Source organism: Streptomyces krungchingensis, from assembly GCF_054729265.1.
This window is the reverse complement of record NZ_JBPUKY010000001.1, coordinates 4,350,671-4,372,696: the sequence shown is the minus strand read 5'-3', so window position 1 is coordinate 4,372,696 and position 22,026 is coordinate 4,350,671. Positions and strand designations below refer to the sequence as shown.

General features: G+C 70.7%; 20 protein-coding genes and 1 tRNA gene. 7 read left to right on the top strand and 14 right to left on the bottom strand.

The window, feature by feature from the left end; all coding sequences use genetic code 11:
- Positions 1 to 23 precede the first annotated feature (23 nt).
- Both ACSYGO_RS19280 and ACSYGO_RS19275 read left to right on the top strand, forming a co-directional pair.
- On the top strand, positions 24 to 1,079 hold the full coding sequence (locus ACSYGO_RS19280; RefSeq protein ID WP_426680750.1) for a LacI family DNA-binding transcriptional regulator: 1,056 nt from the start codon (positions 24 to 26) through the stop codon (positions 1,077 to 1,079).
- Positions 1,080 to 1,174: 95 nt separating this feature from the next.
- Positions 1,175 to 2,002, top strand: coding sequence for a protein kinase family protein (locus ACSYGO_RS19275; RefSeq protein WP_460387140.1), 828 nt, complete (start codon positions 1,175 to 1,177; stop codon positions 2,000 to 2,002).
- 87 nt (positions 2,003 to 2,089) lie between these two features.
- Here the strand turns inward: ACSYGO_RS19275 and ACSYGO_RS19270 are convergent.
- The 4 genes from ACSYGO_RS19270 to ACSYGO_RS19255 form a co-directional block, all read right to left on the bottom strand.
- Positions 2,090 to 2,162, bottom strand: a tRNA-His gene (locus tag ACSYGO_RS19270).
- Between the two features lie 108 nt (positions 2,163 to 2,270).
- Positions 2,271 to 2,873 carry an oligoribonuclease gene (orn, locus tag ACSYGO_RS19265; RefSeq protein WP_095934529.1) on the bottom strand — a complete coding sequence of 201 codons (603 nt, stop codon included), beginning with the start codon at positions 2,871 to 2,873 and terminating at the stop codon, positions 2,271 to 2,273.
- A 228-nt stretch (positions 2,874 to 3,101) separates the two neighbouring features.
- Positions 3,102 to 4,346 (bottom strand): helix-turn-helix domain-containing protein, encoded by a 1,245-nt coding sequence (locus tag ACSYGO_RS19260; protein ID WP_426681066.1) that lies wholly within the window; start codon positions 4,344 to 4,346, stop codon positions 3,102 to 3,104.
- Between the two features lie 374 nt (positions 4,347 to 4,720).
- Positions 4,721 to 5,233 (bottom strand): hypothetical protein, encoded by a 513-nt coding sequence (locus tag ACSYGO_RS19255; protein WP_426681067.1) that lies wholly within the window; start codon positions 5,231 to 5,233, stop codon positions 4,721 to 4,723.
- 407 nt (positions 5,234 to 5,640) lie between these two features.
- Here ACSYGO_RS19255 and ACSYGO_RS19250 point away from each other — a divergent pair, with 407 nt between their 5' ends.
- Both ACSYGO_RS19250 and ACSYGO_RS19245 read left to right on the top strand, forming a co-directional pair.
- Complete coding sequence (locus ACSYGO_RS19250; RefSeq protein ID WP_095934526.1) at positions 5,641 to 6,168, top strand: universal stress protein; 528 nt, start codon at positions 5,641 to 5,643, stop codon at positions 6,166 to 6,168.
- 151 nt (positions 6,169 to 6,319) lie between these two features.
- Positions 6,320 to 6,883 carry a GPR1/FUN34/YaaH family transporter gene (locus ACSYGO_RS19245; RefSeq protein WP_028803507.1) on the top strand — a complete coding sequence of 188 codons (564 nt, stop codon included), beginning with the start codon at positions 6,320 to 6,322 and terminating at the stop codon, positions 6,881 to 6,883.
- A gap of 119 nt (positions 6,884 to 7,002) precedes the next feature.
- Here ACSYGO_RS19245 and glmS read toward each other — a convergent pair whose 3' ends face one another.
- Both glmS and ACSYGO_RS19235 read right to left on the bottom strand, forming a co-directional pair.
- Positions 7,003 to 8,820, bottom strand: coding sequence for a glutamine--fructose-6-phosphate transaminase (isomerizing) (gene glmS, locus ACSYGO_RS19240; RefSeq protein WP_426681068.1), 1,818 nt, complete (start codon positions 8,818 to 8,820; stop codon positions 7,003 to 7,005).
- Between the two features lie 50 nt (positions 8,821 to 8,870).
- Positions 8,871 to 9,128, bottom strand: coding sequence for a hypothetical protein (locus ACSYGO_RS19235; protein WP_426681069.1), 258 nt, complete (start codon positions 9,126 to 9,128; stop codon positions 8,871 to 8,873).
- Between the two features lie 164 nt (positions 9,129 to 9,292).
- Between ACSYGO_RS19235 and ACSYGO_RS19230 the strand changes: the two genes are divergently transcribed.
- Complete coding sequence (locus ACSYGO_RS19230; RefSeq protein ID WP_432172237.1) at positions 9,293 to 10,858, top strand: purple acid phosphatase family protein; 1,566 nt, start codon at positions 9,293 to 9,295, stop codon at positions 10,856 to 10,858.
- Positions 10,859 to 10,883: 25 nt separating this feature from the next.
- On the opposite strand, the gene ACSYGO_RS19225 is transcribed toward ACSYGO_RS19230, so the two are convergent.
- Positions 10,884 to 11,771: a DUF4429 domain-containing protein gene (locus ACSYGO_RS19225; RefSeq protein WP_460387139.1), complete on the bottom strand. Its 888-nt coding sequence runs from the start codon at positions 11,769 to 11,771 to the stop codon at positions 10,884 to 10,886.
- A 62-nt stretch (positions 11,772 to 11,833) separates the two neighbouring features.
- Between ACSYGO_RS19225 and ACSYGO_RS19220 the strand changes: the two genes are divergently transcribed.
- Positions 11,834 to 13,426: a beta-N-acetylhexosaminidase gene (locus tag ACSYGO_RS19220; RefSeq protein WP_435228005.1), complete on the top strand. Its 1,593-nt coding sequence runs from the start codon at positions 11,834 to 11,836 to the stop codon at positions 13,424 to 13,426.
- A gap of 90 nt (positions 13,427 to 13,516) precedes the next feature.
- On the opposite strand, the gene ACSYGO_RS19215 is transcribed toward ACSYGO_RS19220, so the two are convergent.
- The 7 genes from ACSYGO_RS19215 to ACSYGO_RS19185 form a co-directional block, all read right to left on the bottom strand.
- Positions 13,517 to 15,289, bottom strand: a complete 1,773-nt coding sequence (locus ACSYGO_RS19215; RefSeq protein ID WP_460387138.1) for an IucA/IucC family protein — start codon at positions 15,287 to 15,289, stop codon at positions 13,517 to 13,519.
- The gene (locus tag ACSYGO_RS19210) at positions 15,286 to 15,828 is read right to left on the bottom strand and encodes a GNAT family N-acetyltransferase (protein ID WP_460387137.1); all 543 of its coding nucleotides are present in this window, start codon (positions 15,826 to 15,828) and stop codon (positions 15,286 to 15,288) included. Before ACSYGO_RS19210 ends, ACSYGO_RS19215 begins: the two co-directional genes overlap by 4 nt.
- The gene (locus ACSYGO_RS19205) at positions 15,825 to 17,105 is read right to left on the bottom strand and encodes a lysine N(6)-hydroxylase/L-ornithine N(5)-oxygenase family protein (protein ID WP_460387136.1); all 1,281 of its coding nucleotides are present in this window, start codon (positions 17,103 to 17,105) and stop codon (positions 15,825 to 15,827) included. The genes ACSYGO_RS19210 and ACSYGO_RS19205 overlap by 4 nt, the downstream gene beginning before the upstream one ends.
- A complete protein-coding gene (desA, locus tag ACSYGO_RS19200) occupies positions 17,089 to 18,531 on the bottom strand; it encodes a lysine decarboxylase DesA (protein ID WP_460387135.1) in 1,443 nt (480 codons plus the stop codon). The genes ACSYGO_RS19205 and desA overlap by 17 nt, the downstream gene beginning before the upstream one ends.
- A gap of 222 nt (positions 18,532 to 18,753) precedes the next feature.
- Positions 18,754 to 19,623, bottom strand: a complete 870-nt coding sequence (locus ACSYGO_RS19195; protein ID WP_460387134.1) for a siderophore-interacting protein — start codon at positions 19,621 to 19,623, stop codon at positions 18,754 to 18,756.
- A gap of 47 nt (positions 19,624 to 19,670) precedes the next feature.
- Entirely contained in the window at positions 19,671 to 20,717 is a 1,047-nt protein-coding gene (locus tag ACSYGO_RS19190) for an ABC transporter substrate-binding protein (RefSeq protein ID WP_426681077.1), read from the bottom strand.
- A 367-nt stretch (positions 20,718 to 21,084) separates the two neighbouring features.
- Complete coding sequence (locus ACSYGO_RS19185) at positions 21,085 to 21,375, bottom strand: hypothetical protein (RefSeq protein WP_460389738.1); 291 nt, start codon at positions 21,373 to 21,375, stop codon at positions 21,085 to 21,087.
- A 173-nt stretch (positions 21,376 to 21,548) separates the two neighbouring features.
- On the opposite strand from ACSYGO_RS19185, the gene ACSYGO_RS19180 reads away from it, so the two are divergent.
- The gene (locus tag ACSYGO_RS19180) at positions 21,549 to 21,977 is read left to right on the top strand and encodes a hypothetical protein (protein ID WP_426681078.1); all 429 of its coding nucleotides are present in this window, start codon (positions 21,549 to 21,551) and stop codon (positions 21,975 to 21,977) included.
- Positions 21,978 to 22,026 lie beyond the last annotated feature (49 nt).

The window sequence follows — 22,026 nt, the reverse complement described above, 5'->3', positions numbered from 1 at the left end:
GCGGTGTCGACGGGAGGCGGACCATGGCAAGCCACGGAGCGCGGGGCCGGGGTGGCGGCCGGCCGACCTTGGAAGAGGTCGCCGCGCGCGCCGGAGTGGGCCGCGGCACGGTCTCCCGGGTGATCAACGGCTCCCCGCGGGTCAGTGACGCGACCCGCGCCGCCGTCGAGGCGGCGGTCGCGGAGCTCGGCTACGTCCCGAACACGGCGGCCCGCGCGCTGGCCGCCAACCGCACGGACGCCATCGCCCTGGTCGTCCCCGAGCCGGAGACCCGCTTCTTCGCCGAGCCGTACTTCTCCGACATGCTGCGGGGTGTCGGCGCGGAGCTCTCGGACACCGAGATGCAGCTGCTGCTGATCTTCGCGGGCAGCGACCGGGAGAGGCAGCGGCTGGCCCAGTACCTGGCGGCGCACCGGGTGGACGGCGTCCTGCTCGTCTCGGTCCACGCGGACGACCCCCTCCCCGACCTCCTCTCCCAGCTGGAGATCCCGGCGGTGATCAGCGGGCGCCGCTCGGCGGACGAGACGCTGCCGTCGGTGGACTCGGACAACTACGGCGGGGGCCGCGCGGCCGTCGAGCATCTGATGGCCCAGGGGCGGCGCAAGGTGGTCCACCTCGCCGGACGCCTCGACGTCTACGGTGCCCAGCGCCGTGTGGACGGCTACCGCCAGGCCCTGCTCGACGCCGGCCGGGAGGTGGACGACCGGCTGATCGTCCCCGGTGACTTCACCGAGGAGGGCGGTCGCCGCGCGATGAGCCTGCTGCTGGAGCGCTGCCCCGACCTCGACGCGGTCTTCGCCGGCTCCGACGTCATGGCGGCGGGCGCCCGCCAGGTGCTGCGCGAGGCGGGCCGCCGCATACCCGACGACGTGGCGCTGATCGGCTACGACGACTCCGCCATCGCCCGCCACATGGACCCGCCGCTGACGAGCGTCCGCCAGCCGATCGAGGAGATGGGCCGCGCGATGATCGACCTGCTGCTCGGCGAGATCGCGGACCGGCGCCCGGCGGTGTCGCGGGGCCTGGAGAAGCGGCAACTCGTCCTGCCGGCCGAGCTGGTCGTGCGCGCCTCGTCCTGAGGGCGGCGCCGCGGCGCGGCCGGTGGATCCCCGCCGCACCGCGGGGACCGGCCGGCGGCCCGTTTGCCGGGCGCCGGTAGGGCAGGCTGGTGACCATGGTCCTGCATCCTTTGCTCGGAGTCGGTGAAGTGCCCGCGGTGGAGCCGTATCTGGGCCGCGTCGGCGAGGTGTTCAGGGCATTCCGGGGGCAGGACTCGGGGTGTGTGTCGTACGGGGTGCGGCTGCTCGACGGCGCTCGCTGGTTCGTCAAGGAGGCGGTCAACGACCGGGCCCGTCGTTCACTCGAACGAGGATGGGCGTTTCACCGCGCCGTCCGGCACCCGGCGATCGTTCCCCAGGTGCACCGGATCGCCGTCGGCGACAGCTGGGCGGTGGTGATGCCCTGGCGGGAGGGCGAGGTGCTGTACCACGCGACCGCGGCCGGACGCCGGGACCGTACGAGCCCGGACAGTCCGGCGGCCCGGTTCCGGGCCCTGCCGGTCGCCCGTGTGCTGGCCGCCTTCGACCGGGTCCTGGACGCGCACCTCGCGGTGGAGGCCGCGGGCCATGTCGCCGTGGACTTCTACGACGGGGCGCTGCTGTACGACTTCGCCGCCGACGTGGCCCACCTGGTCGACCTCGACGAGTACCGTCCGGGCCCCTTCGTGGTGGAGGAGGAGCGCCTGCCGGGCTCGCGGCGCTTCATGGCCCCCGAGGAGTTCGTGCGCGGGGCGGTCGTGGACACCCGGACCACCGTCTTCACGCTCGGCCGTACCGTCCGGCTGCTGCTGGACGGGGGAGACGAGGAACGCGCCTGGCGCGGTACGCCGCAGCAGCTGGCGGTCGTGGCACGCGCCACGTTCCCCGATCCGGACGACCGCTTCGCCGACGTCCACCGTTTCGCGGCGGCCTGGCGGGCGGCCGACCCGCGCGGGGCCGCATGAGGCCCGGGCGCCGGACCGCGCGCCGCCCGCCTGCGGAAACGCAGTCAGCCGGTGACCTGTCGATCAGGTCACCGGCTGACTGTTCAGGGTGAGTGACGGGACTTGAACCCGCGACATCCTGGACCACAACCAGGTGCTCTACCAGCTGAGCTACACCCACCACGACCGGTCCTTGGGTTTCCCCGACCGGCCGAGAAAAAGTGTACAGGGTCCGAAGGGGTGCTCGCGCACGGCTTTTGCGGGGGCCCGGGAGGGCCCCGTCGCAGGGCTATTCCGCGGGCAGGACGTGCTTCGCCGCGATGGTGCGGGCGGTGTCCGAGTCGGGGCCGGGCTGCGGGACGAAGATCGCCTCGCGGTAGTAGCGGAGCTCGGCGATGGACTCGCGGATGTCGGCGAGGGCGCGGTGGTTGCCGTTCTTCTCCGGGCTGTTGAAGTAGGCCCGCGGGTACCAGCGGCGGGCCAGCTCCTTGATGGAGGAGACGTCCACGATCCGGTAGTGGAGGTAGTCCTCCAGGGTCGGCATGTCGCGCAGCAGGAAGCCGCGGTCCGTGCCCACCGAGTTGCCGCACAGCGGGGCCTTGCCCGGCTCCTTGACGTGCTCACGTACGTAGGAGAGGACCTGCTCCTCCGCGTCCGCCAGGGTCGTGCCCGCGGCGAGCTCGGAGAGCAGACCGGAGGTGGTGTGCATCTGGCGCACCACGTCCGGCATCGTCTCCAGCGCCGCGTCCGGCGGGCGGATCACGATGTCCACGCCTTCGCCGAGCACGTTCAGCTCCGAGTCGGTGACCAGCGCGGCCACCTCGATGAGCGCGTCGTCCGACAGCGAGAGCCCGGTCATCTCGCAGTCGATCCACACCATGCGATCGTTCATACGTCTCACCCTACGGCCCGCTCCGGCCGGGTGGACCCGCCCGTACCTGCTCGCCCGCACCGAAAGGCGCGGGCCGCCGCGCCGACCGCGCTCCGTCCGGCGGACGGACGGGAGGCGGACGGCCGCCGAAGGGCAGGTGTACGGCGTGCGGAGCGCGGGCGCACGGAAGAGGGCCCGCACCCGAAGGCACGGACCCCTCCCGTCACCCACGTCCCGTCCGGTGGCCGGCTAGGGCGCGCTGCGCTGCCCGGGCAGGCTGGGCCTGCCTCCCGCGTACAGCTCCTGGCCGTGCTTGCCCGGGTCGGGGCCCAGCGCCGCGGCCGACGCGGCCGGGCCCAGGGCGCCGGCCGCCGCCGTACGGCGTGTCTGCATCGGCACCGGGCTGTCCTGGTGCACGACCGGTGGCGGCCCGAGCGGTCCCGCCGCGCCGTCCACGTCCGACGGGCGCTCGGCCTGCGGCCTGCGGGCGCGGTACGCCGCCCGGTACGCGGCCGGGGACGAGCCGAGCTGGCGCCGGAAGTGACCCCGCAGCGCGACCGGCGAGCGGAAGCCGCAGCGCCCGGCGACCTCGTCGACCGAGTAGTCGGAGGTCTCCAGGAGGCGCTGTGCCTGCAGGACACGCTGAGTGATCAGCCACTGCAGGGGCGCGCTCCCGGTCAGCGAGCGGAACCGGCGGTCGAAGGTGCGGCGGCTCATGTACGCACGGGCCGCCAGGGTCTCCACGTCGAACTGCTCGTGGAGGTGCTCCAGCGCCCAGGCGACGACCTCCGCGAGGGGGTCGGCGCCGATCTCCTCGGGTAAAGACCTGTCGAGGTAGCGCTCCTGCCCGCCGCTCCGGCGCGGCGGGACCACCAGACGCCGGGCCAGCGCGCCCGCCGCCTCGTTGCCGTGGTCCGTCCGCACGATGTGGAGACAGAGATCGATTCCGGCCGCCGTGCCCGCCGACGTCAGGACGTCTCCGTCGTCCACGAAGAGTTCCCGTGGATCCACGTGCACCGACGGGTAGCGCTTGGCCAGCGTCGGCGCGTACATCCAGTGGGTCGTGGCGGGCCGTCCGTCCAGCAGGCCGGCCGCCGCCAGGACGAAGGCCCCGGTGCACAGCCCGACGATGCGGGCGCCCTCCTCGTGCGCTCGCCGCAGTGCGTCGAGCGCCTCCTCCGGTGGTGGCGAGGTGATCGACCGCCAGGCGGGCACGACGACCGTGCCTGCCCGGGAGATCGCTTCCAGGCCATGTGGTGCGGTGAGTTCCAGGCCCCCTGTGGTCCGCAGTGGGCCTTCCTCGCCCGCGCTCACCAGCAGTCGGTAGCGCGGTACGCCGGCGTCCTGGCGGTCAATCCCGAACACCGACAGCGGTATGGAACTCTCGAAGATGGGGCCGCCGCTGAACAGCAGCACCGCGACGATCTCCTTGCGGCGTCGCCCGGAAAGCTTCCGGGCCGCGGCTTCCGGCGCGGCAGTGGAGTCGTGGCTCATCCTGCTAAGCCCCCCTCGGTGGTCGCGGCTCCTCGGTTGTGTCGCTCCTGCACGTTTCCCCTCGGTCCTGCACGAGTCCCCCGCCGTAAGACAAGATCGAATCTACTGTGTCGCGTAGCGCCAAGGTGACCAGTTCGGTACTCCGCAGAATGTCGACATGGCAACTTGGCGTAAAGCATTCGATCACGAAGCGTTGCACTCGTGGGCCGTGCAGGGAAGTGCGCCTCGTGGCAGTGGCCAATCCACGTAGGGTGCGCGAGCCGCCCAGGACCCTTTCGGTGCAGGTCGAACGGGGGTTGGGGGGTCGTTGGGGCAAGGGAGGGGCGGTTCCCAGAAGTTGGCTGAAAAGTACCGGGGGCGTGCGCACAAACCGGTCAGTCAACCGGCTTGTTTCCCGTACCGCGCCGACCACCTCTGTGCGCCCCGGTGCCACTCCAGCCGCGCAGATCGGCCACCGTGCCCGTTCCGCTCCTGCCCCGCGGATCGGGCATCACGCCCGGCCGGACCCTGCTGGGTGGACGGGCCGGCCGCTCCGGGCCCCCGCCGCCGCGCGGTTCGGCCACGGTGGCCGACGCGGCCCTGCCGTGCCGTCCGCGCGGTGCGGGCCGCTCCCCGGCGGGCCGCGCGTCCCGTTCCGCGGCGCGCAGCCGTGCCGCGCCCCGCTCGGACTGTCTCATCAGCAGCCGGCAGGCGCCGGTCACGGCGGCCAGCCCCAGGGCCGTCCCGGTCGCACCCGCGAGCGAGGCACCGAACCAGACGAGGATCACGGGGACCAGGACACAGCTGAAGGCGGCCCAGCGCACCACGTCGCTCGCCGTGTCCGGCGCCGACGGTGACGGGGAGCGTGCCCCGGGGGAGGGATGGGGCGCGGTCTCGGGTCCGGGCACGCTCTGCTCCCTAGTGCTCCTGTGCTCCCCATGGTGAGCGGCGCGGTCCGGGGGCCGGCCGTCCGCTCTCCATGCTGTCCGTGGCGGTGGCTCTCCTGTTCAACGCGTGTTCGACCAGCCGGTCACTGCCCGGTATGCGTACCTCGTCCCGGGAGATCGCGGCCGTACCACGAGAAAAGTCCCCGTCGCCGGGTGAACCCTGTGCAAACCGCCTGTACGGGGCAGCAACCATTGCGTTACGGGCGCCTCTCATGCATGCTCCGGGGAACGCCGCACAGCGCGCGCGGGATCTGGGCAGAGGAGGCGTGCCGCCGTACCCTTGGGGGTATGGGGTTGGGAAGATGATTCCCGGACACTGCTCTGCCGCACGTCGTCCCCACCACGAGGATCCAAACGCCGAGATACCCATGGCCGGTCACGAATTCTTCGATCCCGCGAACCGCAAGCGCCCGCTCGCCGACCCCACGGCGGCCGAGCCCCTGGCGGCGGAAGAACCCCGCCAGTCCTGCGATCCCGCCTTCAAGCACGGTGTCGTCGTCGGCTTCGACGGTTCGACGTCCAGTGAACGCGCCCTCGCCTACGCGATCGGCATGGCTCACCGCTCCGGCTCGGGCCTGATCATCGTTCACGTCGCCAACCGGCTGCCGACCACCGTGTGGGCGGGCTGCGAGCCACCGGTCTTCGTCGACGTGCCGGACCACCGCACCGAGGTGCTGGGGCTGGAGTTGGCGTGCGCCGAGTATCTGGCCGAGGTGCCGTGGATCCTCGTCGAGCGCGGTGGTGACATCTGTCACGAGCTCGAAGAGGTGGGCCGCGAGTACGAGGCGGACGCCATCGTCGTCGGCTCCACGCACGGCATCGTCGGGCGCATCTTCGGCTCGGTGGCCGGCCGGCTCGCCAAGCGCGCGCAGCGCCCCGTCGTCGTCATTCCGTAACTCGCCGTCGTCCCAGGTGAGATGAGCCCCCGGGACAGTGCGGCGCTCCTGCTGTGCAGCGTGAAACTACCCGCGCGTAGAGGTGTTTGTGCCCTTGTGAAGGGCATATATCGCTCACCGCACAACTGCACATGCATGAAGGGAGCCCGCCGTGGACAACGACGTCTCTGCGGGAAGCACCACCACGATCGTCGGCCGACTCGCCCTGGGAATCACCCTGTTGGCCTTCGGGCTCGGGTCCACCGACGTGATCGACGGCGTGACGGCGGCTGACGCCGTATCACTGGCCCACTACGTAGGCGGCGTTGCGCTCTTCGTCGCCGGTCTGCTGGCCTTCCGTGACCGCGACGCGGCGAACGGCACGGCCTTCTCGGCGCTCGGCGCCCTGTGGTTCACCTGGGCCGTCTCGGCCGGGAACCAGATCTCCGACAATGCCGCGGGACTCTTCCTGCTCCTGTTCGCCCTGGTGGCCCTCTCCTTGACGCTCGCCGGCGGTGACACGCTCGGCCAGGGCACCTACGGGCTGTTCTTCGTCTCCCTGCTGCTCCTCGCCGTCGCCCGGTTCGCGGACAGCGGCAGCCTCACCAAGGCCGGCGGCTGGTTCGCCGTGGCGGCAGGGGCGGTCGCCTGGTACGCCGCCACCGCGGCCCTCGCCCACTGGCCCACCACGCTTCCGCGACGCGCCGCCGGCCGGGGGGTGACGGCCACCGGCTGAGCCAGGCGCGGGCCGGGGTTTTGGGCGGCTCCGGCCCTTGGAAGAACGATCCCTGTGCGCGGGTGGCACGCACAGGGATCGTTCATGTCCGTTAGTCGGCCGGGGAGTTGACGGAGGGTCTACTCGACGGTGACCGACTTCGCCAGGTTCCGCGGCTTGTCGATGTCCCGGCCCAGCGCCAGCGCCGTGTGGTAGGCGAGCAGCTGGAGCGGGATGCCCATGAGGATCGGGTCGAGCTCGTCCTCGTTCTTCGGCACCACGATCGTCTGGTCGGCCTTCTCCTGCTCCTGGTGCGCCACGGCGAGGATCTTGCCGCTGCGGGCCTTGATCTCCTCCAGGGCGGCGCGGTTCTTCTCCAGGAGGTCGTCGTCGGGGACGATCGCGACCGTCGGCAGCGCGGGCTCGATGAGCGCCAGCGGGCCGTGCTTGAGCTCGGAGGCCGGGTAGGCCTCGGCGTGGATGTAGGAGACCTCCTTGAGCTTCAGGGAGGCCTCGCGGGCCACCGGGTAGCCCCGGACGCGGCCGATGAAGAGCATCGAGCGGGCCTCGGCGTACTCCTCGGCCAGCTTCTTGATCTCGTCCTCCTGCTCCAGGATCTCGGAGATCTGGGCGGGCAGCTTGCGCAGGCCCTCGATGATCCGCTTGCCGTCGCGCACGGACAGGTCACGGGTGCGGCCGAGGTGCAGCGCGAGCAGTGCGAAGGCGACGGTGGTGTTCGTGAAGCACTTGGTGGACACCACGCAGACCTCGGGACCCGCGTGGACGTACATGCCGCCGTCCGCCTCGCGGGCGATGGCGCTGCCCACGACGTTGACGACGCCGAGGACCCGGGCGCCCTTGCGCTTCAGCTCCTGGACGGCCGCCAGCACGTCGTACGTCTCACCGGACTGGGAGACCGCGACGTACAGCGTGTCGGGGTCGACGACGGCGTTGCGGTAGCGGAATTCGGAGGCGGGCTCGGCGTCCGCGGGGATGCGCGCCAGCTCCTCGATCATCTGGGCGCCGATCATCCCCGCGTGGTACGAGGTGCCGCAGCCGAGGATCTTCACGCGGCGGATCTGGCGCGCCTCGCGGGCGTCCAGGTTCAGGCCGCCGAGGTGCACGGTGGAGAACCGGTCGTCGATGCGGCCGCGCAGCACGCGGTCCACGGCGTCGGCCTGCTCGTGGATCTCCTTGTGCATGTAGGTGTCGTGGCCGCCCATGTCGTAGGAGGCCGCCTCCCACTCCACGGTGGTCGGCTCGGCCGTCGTACGGGTGCCCTCGGTGGTGTACGTGCGGAAGTCGTCGGCCTTGAGGGTGGCCATCTCGCCGTCGTCCAGCGTCACTATCTGCCGGGTGTGAGCGACCAGGGCGGCGATGTCCGATGCGACGAACATCTCCTTCTCGCCGATGCCGAGCACGACGGGGGAGCCGTTGCGGGCCACCACGATGCGGTCGGAGAAGTCGGCGTGCATCACCGCGATGCCGTAGGTGCCCTCGATCACCCGGAGGGTCTCGCGGACCTTGTCCTCCAGCTTCTCGGCCTGCGAGCGGGCGATGAGGTGGGTGAGGACCTCGGTGTCGGTCTCGGAGAGGAACTCCACGCCGTCCGCTTCGAGCTTGCGGCGCAGGTCGGCGGCGTTGTCGATGATGCCGTTGTGGACGACCGCGACCTTGCTGTCGGCGGACATGTGCGGGTGCGCGTTCACGTCGGAGGGGGCGCCGTGGGTGGCCCAGCGGGTGTGCGCGATGCCGGTGGTGCCCTTGAAGCGTGCGGGGACCTTGGCCTCCAGGTCGCGGACCCGGCCCTTGGCCTTGACCATCTTCAGGCCGGCCGACTTGGGGGTCGTGACGACTATGCCCGCGGAGTCGTAGCCGCGGTACTCCAGGCGCTGGAGGCCTTCGAGCAGCAGCGGCGCCACGTCACGCCTGCCGATGTATCCGACGATTCCGCACATACAGGAGTACCTCTGTCCCTCGGTGGTTCTGTTCTCTTCTCGTCCGGCGGTCAGCCGTAGACGATGCGGCGCAGCTGGCGGAGGGTGAGCTCCGGCGGCGCGACCGCGCGGTACTTCAGGTCCGCCTCGATCCGTTCGAAGATCGACGCGTTCACCAGGCCCTGGCCCTGGAGCTCGCGGTGGCGGCGACGGACGTACTCGTCGGTCGTCTCGTCGAAGTAGGCGAGCACGTCCTGGACCACGCGCAGTGCCTCGCCCCGGTTCAGGGGCGTGGACCGCGTCAGATGATCAACAAGTTCGTCGTGCACCCGATGATCCTGGGGTACCGGAAAGCGATCCGCAAGAATCCTGCCCGATATCGGGCACCACTGTGTTGAAACTCTTATGGTGGTCTGTTTGCGAGCTGTCCATCCTGTGTCTTGCGCCACGTCGATTGCCGGGAGCAACTTTTCGAGCCATGGACACTCCACGTATGGGCGTACCGGAGCAGCTCGCCGAGCGCATGACCATGGCCGAGCAGCACGAGTACCTCCGCGCCAAGTTCTCCCGGCGCAACATGATCAGAGGCGGCGCCGTCACCCTCGGCGCCGTCGCGGGCGGTGCCTTCGTGCCGGGCGCCGTCGCACAGGCCGCGGTCCCCACCCAGCGGACGGCCGCGAGCACCGAGACGGTCGACGGCGCGCTCGTCGCCCCCTTCGGCCGCCACCTCGCCTACGGCAACGACCCGCGCACCGAGATCACGGTCTCCTGGCAGGTCCCGGCCGCGGTGAAGAAGCCGTACATCCGCATCGGCGCCCACCCCTGGGACCTCTCCCGCAAGATCGAGGCCGAGGTCCGCACCCTCTACACCCCGGCGGGCGTCGGAGCCAGCGGCGACCACACCCAGTACTACCTGCACGCCCGGCTCACCCACCTGCGCCCCGGCAAGACGTACTACTACGGCGTGGGCCACGCGGGCTTCGACCCGGCCGAGCCCCACCTGCTGGGCACCCTCGGCACCTTCACCACCGCCCCCGCGCACGCCGAGCCGTTCACCTTCACCGCCTTCGGCGACGAGGGCGTCGGCTACCACGGCCTCGCCAACGACGCCCTGCTGCTCGGCCAGAACCCGGCCTTCCACCTGCACGCCGGCGACATCGCGTACGCGGACCCGTCCGGCGCGGGCAAGAAGGAGGACACCGGCTTCGACTCGCGCATCTGGGACCAGTTCCTGGCCCAGACCGAGACGGTCGCCAAGCAGGTCCCGTGGATGCCGGCGTACGGCAACCACGACATGGAGGCCTGGTACTCGCCCAACGGCTACGGCGGCGAAGAGGCCCGCTGGAGCCTCCCCGACAACGGCCCGGACGCGAAGAACCTCCCGGGCGTGTACTCCTTCGTCTACGGCAACACGGCGGTCATCTCGCTGGACGCCAACGACATCTCCTTCGAGATCCCGGCGAACCTGGGCATCTCCGGAGGAACCCAGACGAAGTGGCTGGAGCGGCAGCTCAAGACGTACCGGGCGTCGAAGGACGTCGACTTCATCGTCGTCTTCTTCCACCACTGCGCGTACTGCACCTCCACGGCGCACGCCTCGGAGGGGGGCGTGCGCCAGGAGTGGGTGCCGCTGTTCGAGAAGTACACCGTGGACCTGGTCATCAACGGCCACAACCACCAGTACGAGCGCACCGACGTCATCAAGGCGGGCGAGGTCTCCAAGAAGCTGCCGATCGGCGGCACGGCGTACCCCGAGACCGACGGCGTCGTCTATGTGACGGCGGGTGCCGCGGGCCGCAGCCTCTACGCGTTCAGCGCCCCGCAGTCGTACGAGGGCCACGAGAACGAGGTCGACTCCGTCGCCTCGTTCATCAACCTCAAGGACGGCCGGCAGAACGAGACGGTGGCCTGGTCGCGCGTGCGCTACCTCAACTACTCGTTCCTGCGGGTCGACGTGACGCCCGCACCCAAGGGCCGGACCGCGACCCTGAAGGTGCGGGGCATCGCGGAGACCGGGGAAGAGGTCGACCACTTCACGGTGGCCCGCCGGGCGCGCTGACGCGCCGGCGGACGGCGGGCGGTCCTCACATGCGCCTGAGGACCGCCTGCTTGGCCAGCGAGAACTCCTCGTCCGTCAGCACCCCCGAGCTGTGCAGCTCGCCGAGCTCGCGCAGGCGGCGCAGCAGCGCGTCGTGATCGGCCTCGGCCGCCGCGGGCTCGGGCGCCGCCGGTGACAGCTCCTTCGGCCGCGCGTCCGCCTCGGCGGGCGGCGCGGCCGGATGTGGCAGCCGCGCCTGCACCGCCGCCGCCACCAGCGCCATCAGCGGGTCCTTCTTGAAGCCCCACAGCTCCACCGAGTTGGGGTCGTACTTCGGCGGCGCCTTGGTCTCCGCGCCGCGCACGGTGAAGCGCAGACAGCCGTTCTCCAGGCCGACCGCGGGATGCCACTCGACGGCCGTGATGTCCCCCACGGCGAGCGTCCGGGCGCCGGTCGCGGCCTTCGCGTCCTCCGTCTTCCAGTTCCACTCCAGGCGTACGTGATCGCCGTCGAAGCCGGCGGTGCCGTCACCGGCGGAGGCGGACAGCGGGACGGCGGGGCCGGGGAGCAGATAGCCGTCGACCGGGCCAGCGGGCACCTGGTCGAGGAGCAGGGCGTTGCGGACCTCGTCGACGAAGTACTCGGCGACCCCGTAGCGGTCGGACTCGACGCTCAGCTGGTACGGGTCGTTGGGCTCCGCGAGCTTGCCGCCGGTCGCCTGGAGCAGCGGGTCGGCGCCGTCGCGCAGCCGCAGCCTCAACCGCCCGCTCTTCTTGCCCTGTTCGAAGGAGATGCCGGCCAGGGCGCCCAGAGGGACGGCCAGTTCACCCAGGGCCCTGCGGAGCAGGCTGACGTTCTTGTCGCGTCCGGGAGTCAGTCGCAGCGCGTCGCCGTCGAAGGCCCACGTGCCGTCCTTCTGGATGATTTCCGCCATGCGATGGATTGTTTCACCGGTGCTGCGGGAGAGTGGTCTTTACCAATTTGAAGGGAGCGCATGTGAGACAGCACCACAGAACGCCCCGCCTTCTCGGTACGCTGCTGCTCGTGGCGGCAGCCGGAATATCCCTCGTCGGTGCGGCACCCGCCGCGACCCCCGGCCCCCTCGGACAGGTCGTCCCCGCCCCCGCCTCGGTCCACCCGGGCGGTTCCCCCTACCGCATCACCGCCGACACCCGCATCCGCGTCGACGACACGCGTGAGGCACGCCGGGTCGGCGAGTACCTCGCGGACATCCTGCGGCCCTCGACCGGCTACCGGCTCCCGGTCACCACGCACGGCGACAGCGGCATCCGCCTCCGGATCGGCTCGAAGCAGGCGGCCGGGTCCGCGGGCGACGAGGGCTACCGGCTCGACAGCGGACCGTCCGGCGTCACCATCAGCGCCGCCCGGCCCGCCGGCCTCTTCCACGGCGTCCAGACCCTGCGGCAGTTGCTGCCCGCCGCCGTCGAGAAGGACTCCGTGCAGCGCGGCCCCTGGCTGGTCGCCGGCGGCACCATCGAGGACTCCCCGCGCTACGCCTACCGCGGCGCCATGCTCGACGTCTCCCGGCACTTCTTCACCGTCCCCCAGGTCAAGCGCTACATCGACGAACTGGCCCTCTACAAGGTCAACAAGCTCCATCTGCACCTGAGCGACGACCAGGGCTGGCGCATCGCCATCGACTCCTGGCCGCGCCTGGCCGAGTACGGCGGCTCCACCCAGGTCGGCGGCGGCACCGGCGGCCACTACACCAAGGCCGACTACCGGGAGATCGTCCGGTACGCCGCCTCGCGCTACCTGGAGGTCGTCCCTGAGATCGACATGCCGGGGCACACCAACGCCGCCCTCGCCTCGTACGACCGGCTGAACTGCGACGGCGTCGCCCCGCCCCTCTACACCGGCACGGACGTCGGCTTCAGCTCGCTGTGCGTCGGCAAGCAGGTGACGTACGACTTCGTCGACGACGTCATCCGCGAACTCGCCGCGATCACGCCGGGCAAGTACCTCCACATCGGCGGGGACGAGGCCCACTCGACCAGCCACGCCGACTACGTGGCCTTCATGGACAAGGTGCAGCCCGTCGTCGCCAAGTACGGCAAGACGGTGGTCGGCTGGCACCAGCTGACCGGGGCGACCCCCGTGAAGGGGGCCATCGCGCAGTACTGGGGTCTCGACGACACCAGCGCGCAGGAGAAGGCGCAGGTCGCCCAGGCCGCGCGGAACGGCACGGGCCTCGTGCTGTCGCCCGCCGACCGGGTCTACCTCGACATGAAGTACACCGCGGACACCCCGCTCGGGCAGGACTGGGCGGGTCTGGTGGAGGTCAGGCGCTCCTACGACTGGAATCCCGGCGACTACCTTCCCGGCGCACCCGCCTCGGCGATCCGGGGTGTCGAGGCACCGCTGTGGACGGAGACGATCGTGACGGGCGCCGACATCGACGTCATGGCGTTCCCGAGGCTGCCGGGCGTCGCCGAGCTCGGCTGGTCGCCGGCCTCGACGCACGACTGGGACGCCTACCGGGTGCGGCTCGCGGCGCAGGGCCCGCGCTGGGACGCGCTGGGCATCGGGTACTACCGGTCGCCGCAGGTGCCCTGGCCGGGCAACTGACGCACCGGGCCGGGCCGTGCGAGGCCGGCGGCACGACGAGAACGACGGGCGCCCCGGAGGACCGTACTCCGGGGCGCCCGTCCGCCCTGCTCAGAACCCCGCGATGGGGTTCTTCAGGTTCCCGGCCAGCTGGAGCGCGCCGGACGGGTCGGCCAGGTCCACCATCTGCCTGTTGTCGCGCAGCTGGAGCCGGTTGAGGCAGGACAGCGCGAACTCGGGCGCGAACATGTCGTACTGCCGGAACTTGTCGGCGAGTTCGGGCGTCGCGTCCTGGTACTCGCGCACGCATCCGGCGACCGTCCGCCAGAAGTCCTCCTCGTCCAGGACGCCCTCGTCCGCGAGGATCGCCGCGAGGAAGCGGAAGAAGCAGTCGAAGACGTCCGTGAACAGGGACAGCAGCTTCATGTCGTCCGGGACGTCGACCCGGATCCGCTCGACGGCGGGCGGCAGCACCGCGTCCGGGTCCATCACCGCGATCTCCTCGGCGATGTCCTTGTAGATCGCGCGCCGCACCGCGCCGTCTTCCAGGACCAGGATGACGTTCTCGCCGTGCGGCATGTAGACGAGGTCGTACGCGTAGAAGCTGTGCAGCAGCGGGGTCAGGTAGGCGCGCAGGTAGCGGCGCAGCCATTCCACCGGGGTCAGCCCCGACCGCTCGATCAGCGCGCCCGCGAACGACGCCCCCTCGTGGTCGACATGGAGGAGACAGGCCATCGTGGCCAGGGTCTCGCCGTCCTGGAGCGAGGGCACCGGGCTCTCCCGCCACAGGGCGGCGAGCATCTTGCGGTACGGGGAGTAGCGGTCGGTGGCGGCCTCGTACTCCAGGTGCCGGTAGCCGACGGCGGCACGCTCGCGGATGATCGACAGGCCGGTGGACTTCAGCACCGGGTCGTTGTCGACGAGCTGCGCCAGCCAGTCGTTGATGGCCGGGGTGGCCTCCATGTAGGCGGCCGACAGGCCGCGCATGAAGCCCATGTTGAGGACCGACAGCGCGGTCTTCACGTAGTGCTTGCCGGGGGCGCTGCGGTTGAAGAACGTCCGGATCGACTGCTGGGCGAGGTACTCGTCGTCGCCCTCGCCGAGGCAGACGAGGTGCCGCCGGGCGACCTCGGCGGCGAAGGTCACGGACAGTTTGTTCCACCACTGCCAGGGGTGGACGGGTATGAGCAGGTAGTCGTCGGGGTCGAGGCCCTGCTCGGTGAGCGTGCGGGCGAACCGTTCGACGGTCCCGGCGCCCAGCTCCTCGCGGACGAACGACTCGTAGTCGATGCCCACGCCCGCCGTGAAGGCGGCCCGGGAGCGGTGCGCGGCCAGCCACACCAGCCGGACCTCGCTCGCGGTCTCCGGCGCGTAGGAGAGGTACTCGTGCACCCCGAAGCCGAGCCGCCCGTTGTTGGCGACGAAACAGGGGTGGCCCTCGGTCATGCCCGTCTCGATGGCCTGGAAGCCGGCGCGCGCCAGTTCGGCGGAGGGGATCTGCGGCTTGGTGAGTTTGAAGCAGGTGCTCGAGAGCGTGGAGGAGATCTCCTCCAGGTAGACCGGAAGGATCTCGTCGCTCAGACCGAGGGACTCCTTCAGCTCGACGAAGAAGTCGAGCGCGGCGAGGGGCAGTTCGGTCCCGTCGCGGTGCCGGGTGATCGTCTCGGCGTCCACCTGCCAGTGGTCGAGCGAGCGGACGACGGCGGCGTAGCGGTAGCGGGTGAGCCCGTCGTCGCTGCGGACCTCGTAGCGGCCGTCGGGCAGCCGCTCGGGGCTGATCAGCCGCTCGTGGGCGAACTCGGCGAGGGCCTTGCGGACGAGCAGCCGATCGGCGCGGGCCCAGCGTTCGGGGGAGAGGTGGGCGACGGCGTCGGCGAGGGTCATGCGGACACCGCCTTCTCGAACTGCTCGCGGGTGCAGAAGCTCAGCAGCGCCTTCTTCTCCGGCTTCTGGATCTCTCGCTCCGGCACGAACCCGACGGCCTCGTTGAGGGCGTGCACGGCCGTGTTGCGCACGTCGGGCTCGACGACGACGCGTACGGTCGCCGGATCGGCGAACAGGTGGCGCATCACGGCGGTGATCACGGCGCGGGTGAAGCCGTGCACGGGGGTGTCGGTCGGCGCCACCAGGAAGTGCATGCCGACGTCGCCCGGCCGCGCTTCGTACAGGCCGACGAGCTCGACGTGCGCCGGGTCGTAGCGCTCCATGAGGAAGACGGGCTCGCCGTCGCGCAGGCCGAGGAACGCGTCGTGGTGCTCGCTGGCCGCGATGGCCATGTACTCGCGCTCCACGTCCGGCAGTTTCGCCTCCTGCATCATCCAGAAGGCGGCCTTGGGGTGCGTGACCCACCGGTGCAGCAGCTCGGCGTCCTCGACCGGGTCGAGCGGGCGGACGGTGAAGGTCTCTTCGAGGGCGGTGCTCATACGGCGAACTCCTGGAACGCGATGGTCTTCTCGACCGGGTAGTACTCGGTGCCGAGCAGCTCCCGGATGATGGACGCGTTGCGGTACGCGCCCATGCCGAGGTCCGGCGACGTGATCGAATGCGTGTGGACGCCCGCGTTCTGCAGGAAGATCCCGCGTCCCGTGGTGTCGATGGCGTAGTTGCGGGCCACGTCGAAGTTGCCCCGCGTGTCGTAGCGCAGCCGGTCGCGGACCGGCTTCAGGAACTCGGGCTCGGCGTACTTGTAGCCGGTGGCGAGGATCAGGCCCTCGGAGTGCAGCTCGTAGTCCTTGCCCTGCTCCTCCTGGCGCAGCCCGAGGGTGTACGTGCCGTTCTCGTACCGGGCGCTGTCGAGCGAGGAGTTGGTGAGCAGCCGGGTGGGGACCGGGCCGCCGAGGTTCTTCTGGTAGAGCAGGTCGAAGATCTCGTTGATCAGGTCGCCGTCGATGCCCTTGAACAGGCCCTTCTGCTCCGTCTGGAGGCGGTACCGGGTGGGCTCGGGCAGCGCGTGGAAGTAGTCGATGTACTCCGGGGAGGTCATCTCCAGCGTGAGCTTCGTGTATTCGAGCGGGAAGAAGCGCGGGGAGCGGGTGACCCAGTTCAGCTGGTAGCCGTGGACGTCGATCTCGCTCAGCAGGTCGTAGTAGATCTCGGCGGCGGACTGGCCGCTGCCGACGAGCGTGATCGACTCCTTCGTCTGGAGCTCCTGCTTGTGCTGCATGTAGCGGGAGTTGTGGATGAAGTCGCCGCCGAGGTCCGCGCAGGCCTGAGGGACGTGCGGCGGGGTGCCGGTGCCGAGGACCAGGTGCCGGGCGCGGAGCGTGTCGCCCTCCCGGGTCCGCACCGCGTACACCTCGGCGCCCTCGTCGTACGTGACCTCGGCGACCGTGGTGTCGAAGCGGATGCTGCGCAGCCTGGACGCGGCCCAGCGGCAGTAGGCGTCGTACTCGACGCGCAGCGGGTAGAAGTTCTCGCGGATGTAGAACGAGTACAGTCGGCCCGATTCCTTCAGGTAGTTGAGGAAGGAGTAGGGGGACGTCGGGTCGGCGAGGGTGACCAGGTCCGACATGAACGGGGTCTGGAGGTGGGCGCCCTCCAGGAACATCCCGGAGTGCCACTCGAAGTCCGGCTTGGACTCCAGGAAGACGCCGTCCAGTTCGGCGATCGGCTCGGTCAGGCAGGCGAGGCCGAGGTTGAAGGGACCGAGCCCGATCCCGACGAAGTCGTGGACGCGGGTGGCTTCAGGAAGCGCGGTCAAGGGACTCTCCCAGGTACTGCTCGGCGTGGCCGGCGATCAGGTCGAGGACGGCGGTGATGTCGTTCGCCGTGGTCTCGGGATTGAGCAACGTGAACTTCAGGTACTGGCGGCCGCCGACCTTGGTGCCCGCGACGACGGCGTCGCCGGAGGCGAACAGGGCCTTGCGGGCGTACAGGTTGGCGCGGTCGATGTCGGCCGGGTCGGTGACGGCGGCCGGGATGTGGCGGAAGACCAGGGTGGACAGCGACGGGCGGACGACGACGTCGAAGCGGGGGTCGGCCGCGAGGATCCGCCAGCCCTCCTCGGCCAGGTCGCACACCTCGTCGAAGAGTTCGCCGATGCCGTCGGCGCCCATCACGCGCAGCGTCATCCACAGCTTGAGGGCGTCGAAGCGGCGGGTGGTCTGCAGGGACTTGTCGACCTGGTTGGGGATGCGCTCCTGGACCATGCGGCGGGGGTTCAGGTATTCCGCGTGATAGGTGGCGTGGCGCAGGGTGGCCGTGTCCCGGACCAGCAGGGCGGACGAACTCACCGGCTGGAAGAAGGACTTGTGGTAGTCGACCGTGACGGAGTCGGCGCGCTCGATGCCGTCGAGGCGGTCCCGGTTCTTCAGCGAGGCGAGCAGCCCGCAGCCGTACGCCGCGTCGACGTGCATCCAGACGCCGTACTGGGAGCACAGTTCGGCGATCTCGGGAAGCGGGTCGATGGAGCCGAAGTCGGTGGTGCCGGCGGTGGCGACGACGGCCATGGGGACGAGCCCGTCCCGCTTGCAGCGGTCCAGTTCGCGCGCGAGGGCGACCGTCTGCATGCGCTTGTCGTGGTCGACGGGGACCGAGACGACGGAGTCCGCGCTCAGGCCGAGGAGTTTGGCGGACTTCTTGACGCTGAAGTGGCTCACCTCGGAGGCGAAGATCCGCAGTTTCGCGGGGTCGTCGGCCTTGGCCTCCTCACGGGCGAGGAGCAGCGCCTGGAGGTTGGACTGGCTGCCGCCGCTGGTGAAGACGCCGTCGGCGGCCGGGCCGAGGCCGACCCGCTCGTTCGTCCAGTCGATGAGCTTGCGCTCGATGAGCGTGCCGCCGGCCGACTGGTCCCAGGTGTCCAGGGAGGAGTTGACCGCGGAGAGGACCGCTTCGCCGAGCACGGCCGGGATGACGACCGGGCAGTTGAGGTGCGCGAGGTAGCGCGGGTGGTGGAAGTAGACCGCGTCGCGCAGGTAGACCTCTTCGAGTTCGTCGAGGACGGCCGTGGTGTCGTGCAGCGGGCGGTCCAGGTCGATGCGGTCGATGCGCGGGGCGAGGTCGTCGACGGCGATGCCGGTGAACGGGCGTTCTGTGGTGGCGAGTTTGGCCGCCACCCGCTCGACTCCCTCGGTCACGGAGCGGCGGTACCGATCCGCGGTCGTGTCATTGAGCAGGTGCGAGCGCATGTGGGGGTCCTCCGTGCGGGAGAGCGTCCGGGGCGGACGGGAGCGGGGACTGAACGGAAGCGGGACGGAGTCGCGACGTTCGACTTAGGTTAGCCTAACCTAACTTCATCGTGCGACCCTGCCCCGTCCGTGGCGCGCGTCTCTGCGGGAGGTGGCGTTCGAGGCCCGGGAGTGCGGATCCCTCAGGCGGCTGACGTCACGTCAACAGGCCCTGAGGGATGGCTACTCGCCCTGTTCGCGCAGCTCTTCCTCGCTCAGCCCGCGCCGCCAGTAACCGACGAACGTGACCTGCCTGCGGTCGATGCCGCGCTCGTGCACCAGATGGCGGCGCAGCTCCTTCACCTGACCGGACTCGCCCGCGATCCATGCGTACGGGGCCCGGGCGGCGGGGAGTTGCGCGGCGCGCAGGGCTTCGAGGGCGGAGGGTGCGCGGACGCCCTCCGCGTCCTGAGGGGTCTCGCCGCGCACGAGCCAGGTGATCTCGGCGTCCGCCCGGGTCTCCAGGTCCTGGATGTCGCCGGGGTGATGGGCCTCCAGCCAGGCCCGCGCACGGACACCCGGGGGGAGGGACTCGATGATGGCGGAGGCGGCGGGGACCGCCGTCTCGTCGCCCCACAGGATCACCAGGTCGCAGTCCTCGGGCGGACGGAAGCGGATGGCGCGGTTGTCGCGGACGGCCGGCCCGAGCAGCAGCACACGGTCGCCGCCGGACGCGGTGGACGCCCAGCGGGAGGCGGGGCCCGCCGGCGCGGCCGACTCCGGCTCCACGCCGTGCAGGACGAAGTCGATGTCGATCTCGTCGGGATCCCGCCGCAGCGCGCGCAGGGTGTACGAGCGCATCACCGCCCGTACGTCGTCGGGAAGGTCGCGCCAGCCCTGCCACCAGTCGTCGCCCAGCTCGACGGGGACGACGGGCGCGGACTGGCCCGGGTGCGGCAGGAAGAGGGAGAGCGACTGGTCGCGTCCGTCGGAATGGAAGGCCCGCAGATCGTCGCCGGCGAAGGTGACGCGGACCAGGGACGGGCCGAGCCGCCTCGTCCGTACCACCTGGAGGGAGAAGAAACGGAACGGGGCGGCTACGGCCGTCGTCATATGTGCTCCTGAGTCGTCGTCAGGGTGCTGTTGTGGAGCCGTCGGGCTCAGGCGACCTTCTTGGCCTTCTCGATGGCCTCGGCGAGGTTGTCGAGGATCGGGGTGCACTTGTCGTAGGACAGGATCGGCTCGGGCGTGCGCGCGATGACCTGGCCGGCCTTCACGGCGGGCAGCTTCTTCCAGGTGGCCTCGGTGATGTCGGCCGGCTGGATGGTCGAGGTGCGGTCGTCCATGATGATGACGTCGGCCGGGTACTTGTCGACGTTCTCCCAGCTGAGGTTCTCGAACCAGCCGCCGCTCGCCTTCAGGGCCTTCGCGGAGGGCTCGACGATGTTCACGCCGAGCGCCTTGAAGTACTCCAGGTCGATGGAGAGGTTCGAGCCGGAGACGTAGAAGATGTCCTGGCTCGCGGAGCCGGCCAGCACCTTGATCTCGGGGCGGGCCTTGGCGGCCTTGCGCAGGCGCTCGGCGGCCGCCTCGAACTTCTTCTTCGCCTCGGTGATCTTCGCGGACTTCACGTCGGCGCCCAGCGACTCCGCGAGCGCCAGCATGCGCTCCAGCGGCTTGGGCATCTGGACGTCGTAGACGGAGATGCCGACGCTCGGGGCCAGCTTGAGGATCTTGTCCTTGGACTCCTCGGGCACGTACCAGAGGGTGCCGGCGCCGTCGAACATCGTCGAGACGAGGACGTCGGGCGCGAGGCCCGCGTACTTCTCGATGTTGAACTGGCCCCACTCGTTGCCGAGGACGGTCACCTTGCTGACGTCCATGTCGCCGGCCTGGACGTCGGCCTTGCCGTCCTTGGTCCTGGTCGGCCCGAAGACACCCTTGACCTCGATGCCGTAGTCGTACAGGGCGGCGGCGACGCCAGTGAACGCGACGATGTTCGCCGGGATCTTGTCCGTCTTCACCGTCGTGCCCCGGTCGTCCTCGAACGTCCAGGGGCCGGACTTGGCGGCGGCCTTCGTCGAGTCCGAACCACCGTTTTTCTTGTCGTCGTCGCCGCAGGCGGCGAGCACGGCCCCGAGGCCGAGAGCGCCTCCGGCGGCGAGGATGCCGCGACGGGTGAGGTGGGTGGCACGGGCGTTGGACATGAGTGTGGCTGCTTTCGGCACGGGGCTGAGGGCCCGCCGGACAAGTTCGAAGGTAGGTTAGCCTAACCTCACCGTTTGTCCAGGGGGCGGGGTCGTCGCCCCGGGCGCGGAACCGCGCCGACACGCCTCGCCCGGACCGCGTCTGACGGTCCGCCGGGCGCCGCGCACGGCCCGCCGGGCTCCGCGTCCGGTCCGCCGGCACGCGGGTCCGGTCGGCCGGGCAGGAGCGTCCGGTCCGCCGGGCACGCGCGTCCCGTCCGCGCCCGGCGGACCGCCGGGTTCCCCGCACCCGGGCCGTACCCGGGCCGCACCCGGGGACCGCCGGGCACCCGTGCCCGGCGGGCCGTCGTTCAGGTCACCTCATCGGTCAGGCCTTGCCCTTGGTGACCACCCACCGGCCGTCGACCCAGTTGCCGACGGTCTCGTACCCGGAGCGGAACGAGCCGAGCCACTTCAGTGCGAGGTTCGCCCCGGCCGCGGACCTGACCGGCCGGTAGCTGTCCGCCTGGTCCGCGGGGCCGCCCGTGGTGTTCTCGGCGACGTACGGGAAGGGGTGGACCGGACGGGCGGCGGTGACGTTCCCGCTGTTGTCGACCGACTCGGTCAGCAGGTTGTCCGGCGCCCTGTCCTCGGTGACCCAGCCGACCAGGGCGGTCAGCGCGTCGAAGGAGTGTCAGGTGTTTGTGCGCGGGTGCGTCACGCTGTGGTCCGAGTCACCACGCGTGCGCCCGGACATCAGTTGTCGATCACTTCGGCTGTCTCTACCGTTCCGATCAACAACTCTGGCCACAGGCGGAGTTGAACGACCGTAAGCCGAAGAGGGGAACGAACGTGGGCAGATACAAGCAGGGGCTCGCAGTGGCGGTCGCGGGGGCCGCGCTGACCGTGGGGATGTCGGCCGCGCCGGCTTCCGCGACTTCGTACACGCTGTACTGCGACACGTCGTCGGCGTCGGGCGCCGGCACGATCAACGGCTGGTCCAGCGGTGCGACGAGCCTCGGCGTGATCCTGTCCGTGTACGACGCCAAGGCGGACGGCCACCACGTGGCCATCCGTCTGATCGCCAAGAACGACGGCGGTGGGGTGCTCACGCCCTGGCCGTGGCACCACAACTACGACGGGTACGGCGAGAGCCTGACCCTGAGCACCACGGCCGGCTACTCCGCGGGCATGTACGACGTCGGCATCGAGGTCGCCACCTTCGAGGGCGGCACCGAGCTGAACTACTGCCGGGACTGGCTGCGCTCCGACCAGACCTGACGGACCGCCGGGCGCCCTCGGCGCCCTACGGCCCAGCGGCTCCCGGGAT

Coding starts and splice junctions, on each gene's coding strand:
- ACSYGO_RS19250 (WP_095934526.1), top strand. CDS start 5,641: ATGGCCGGTCACGAATTCTTCGATCCCGCGAACCGCAAGCGCCCGCTC.
- ACSYGO_RS19210 (WP_460387137.1), bottom strand. CDS start 15,828: ATGAGCACCGCCCTCGAAGAGACCTTCACCGTCCGCCCGCTCGACCCG.
- desA (WP_460387135.1), bottom strand. CDS start 18,531: ATGCGCTCGCACCTGCTCAATGACACGACCGCGGATCGGTACCGCCGC.
- ACSYGO_RS19215 (WP_460387138.1), bottom strand. CDS start 15,289: ATGACCCTCGCCGACGCCGTCGCCCACCTCTCCCCCGAACGCTGGGCC.
- orn (WP_095934529.1), bottom strand. CDS start 2,873: ATGAACGATCGCATGGTGTGGATCGACTGCGAGATGACCGGGCTCTCG.
- ACSYGO_RS19230 (WP_432172237.1), top strand. CDS start 9,293: ATGGGCGTACCGGAGCAGCTCGCCGAGCGCATGACCATGGCCGAGCAG.
- ACSYGO_RS19260 (WP_426681066.1), bottom strand. CDS start 4,346: ATGAGCCACGACTCCACTGCCGCGCCGGAAGCCGCGGCCCGGAAGCTT.
- glmS (WP_426681068.1), bottom strand. CDS start 8,820: ATGTGCGGAATCGTCGGATACATCGGCAGGCGTGACGTGGCGCCGCTG.
- ACSYGO_RS19275 (WP_460387140.1), top strand. CDS start 1,175: ATGGTCCTGCATCCTTTGCTCGGAGTCGGTGAAGTGCCCGCGGTGGAG.
- ACSYGO_RS19280 (WP_426680750.1), top strand. CDS start 24: ATGGCAAGCCACGGAGCGCGGGGCCGGGGTGGCGGCCGGCCGACCTTG.
- ACSYGO_RS19190 (WP_426681077.1), bottom strand. CDS start 20,717: ATGTCCAACGCCCGTGCCACCCACCTCACCCGTCGCGGCATCCTCGCC.
- ACSYGO_RS19195 (WP_460387134.1), bottom strand. CDS start 19,623: ATGACGACGGCCGTAGCCGCCCCGTTCCGTTTCTTCTCCCTCCAGGTG.
- ACSYGO_RS19225 (WP_460387139.1), bottom strand. CDS start 11,771: ATGGCGGAAATCATCCAGAAGGACGGCACGTGGGCCTTCGACGGCGAC.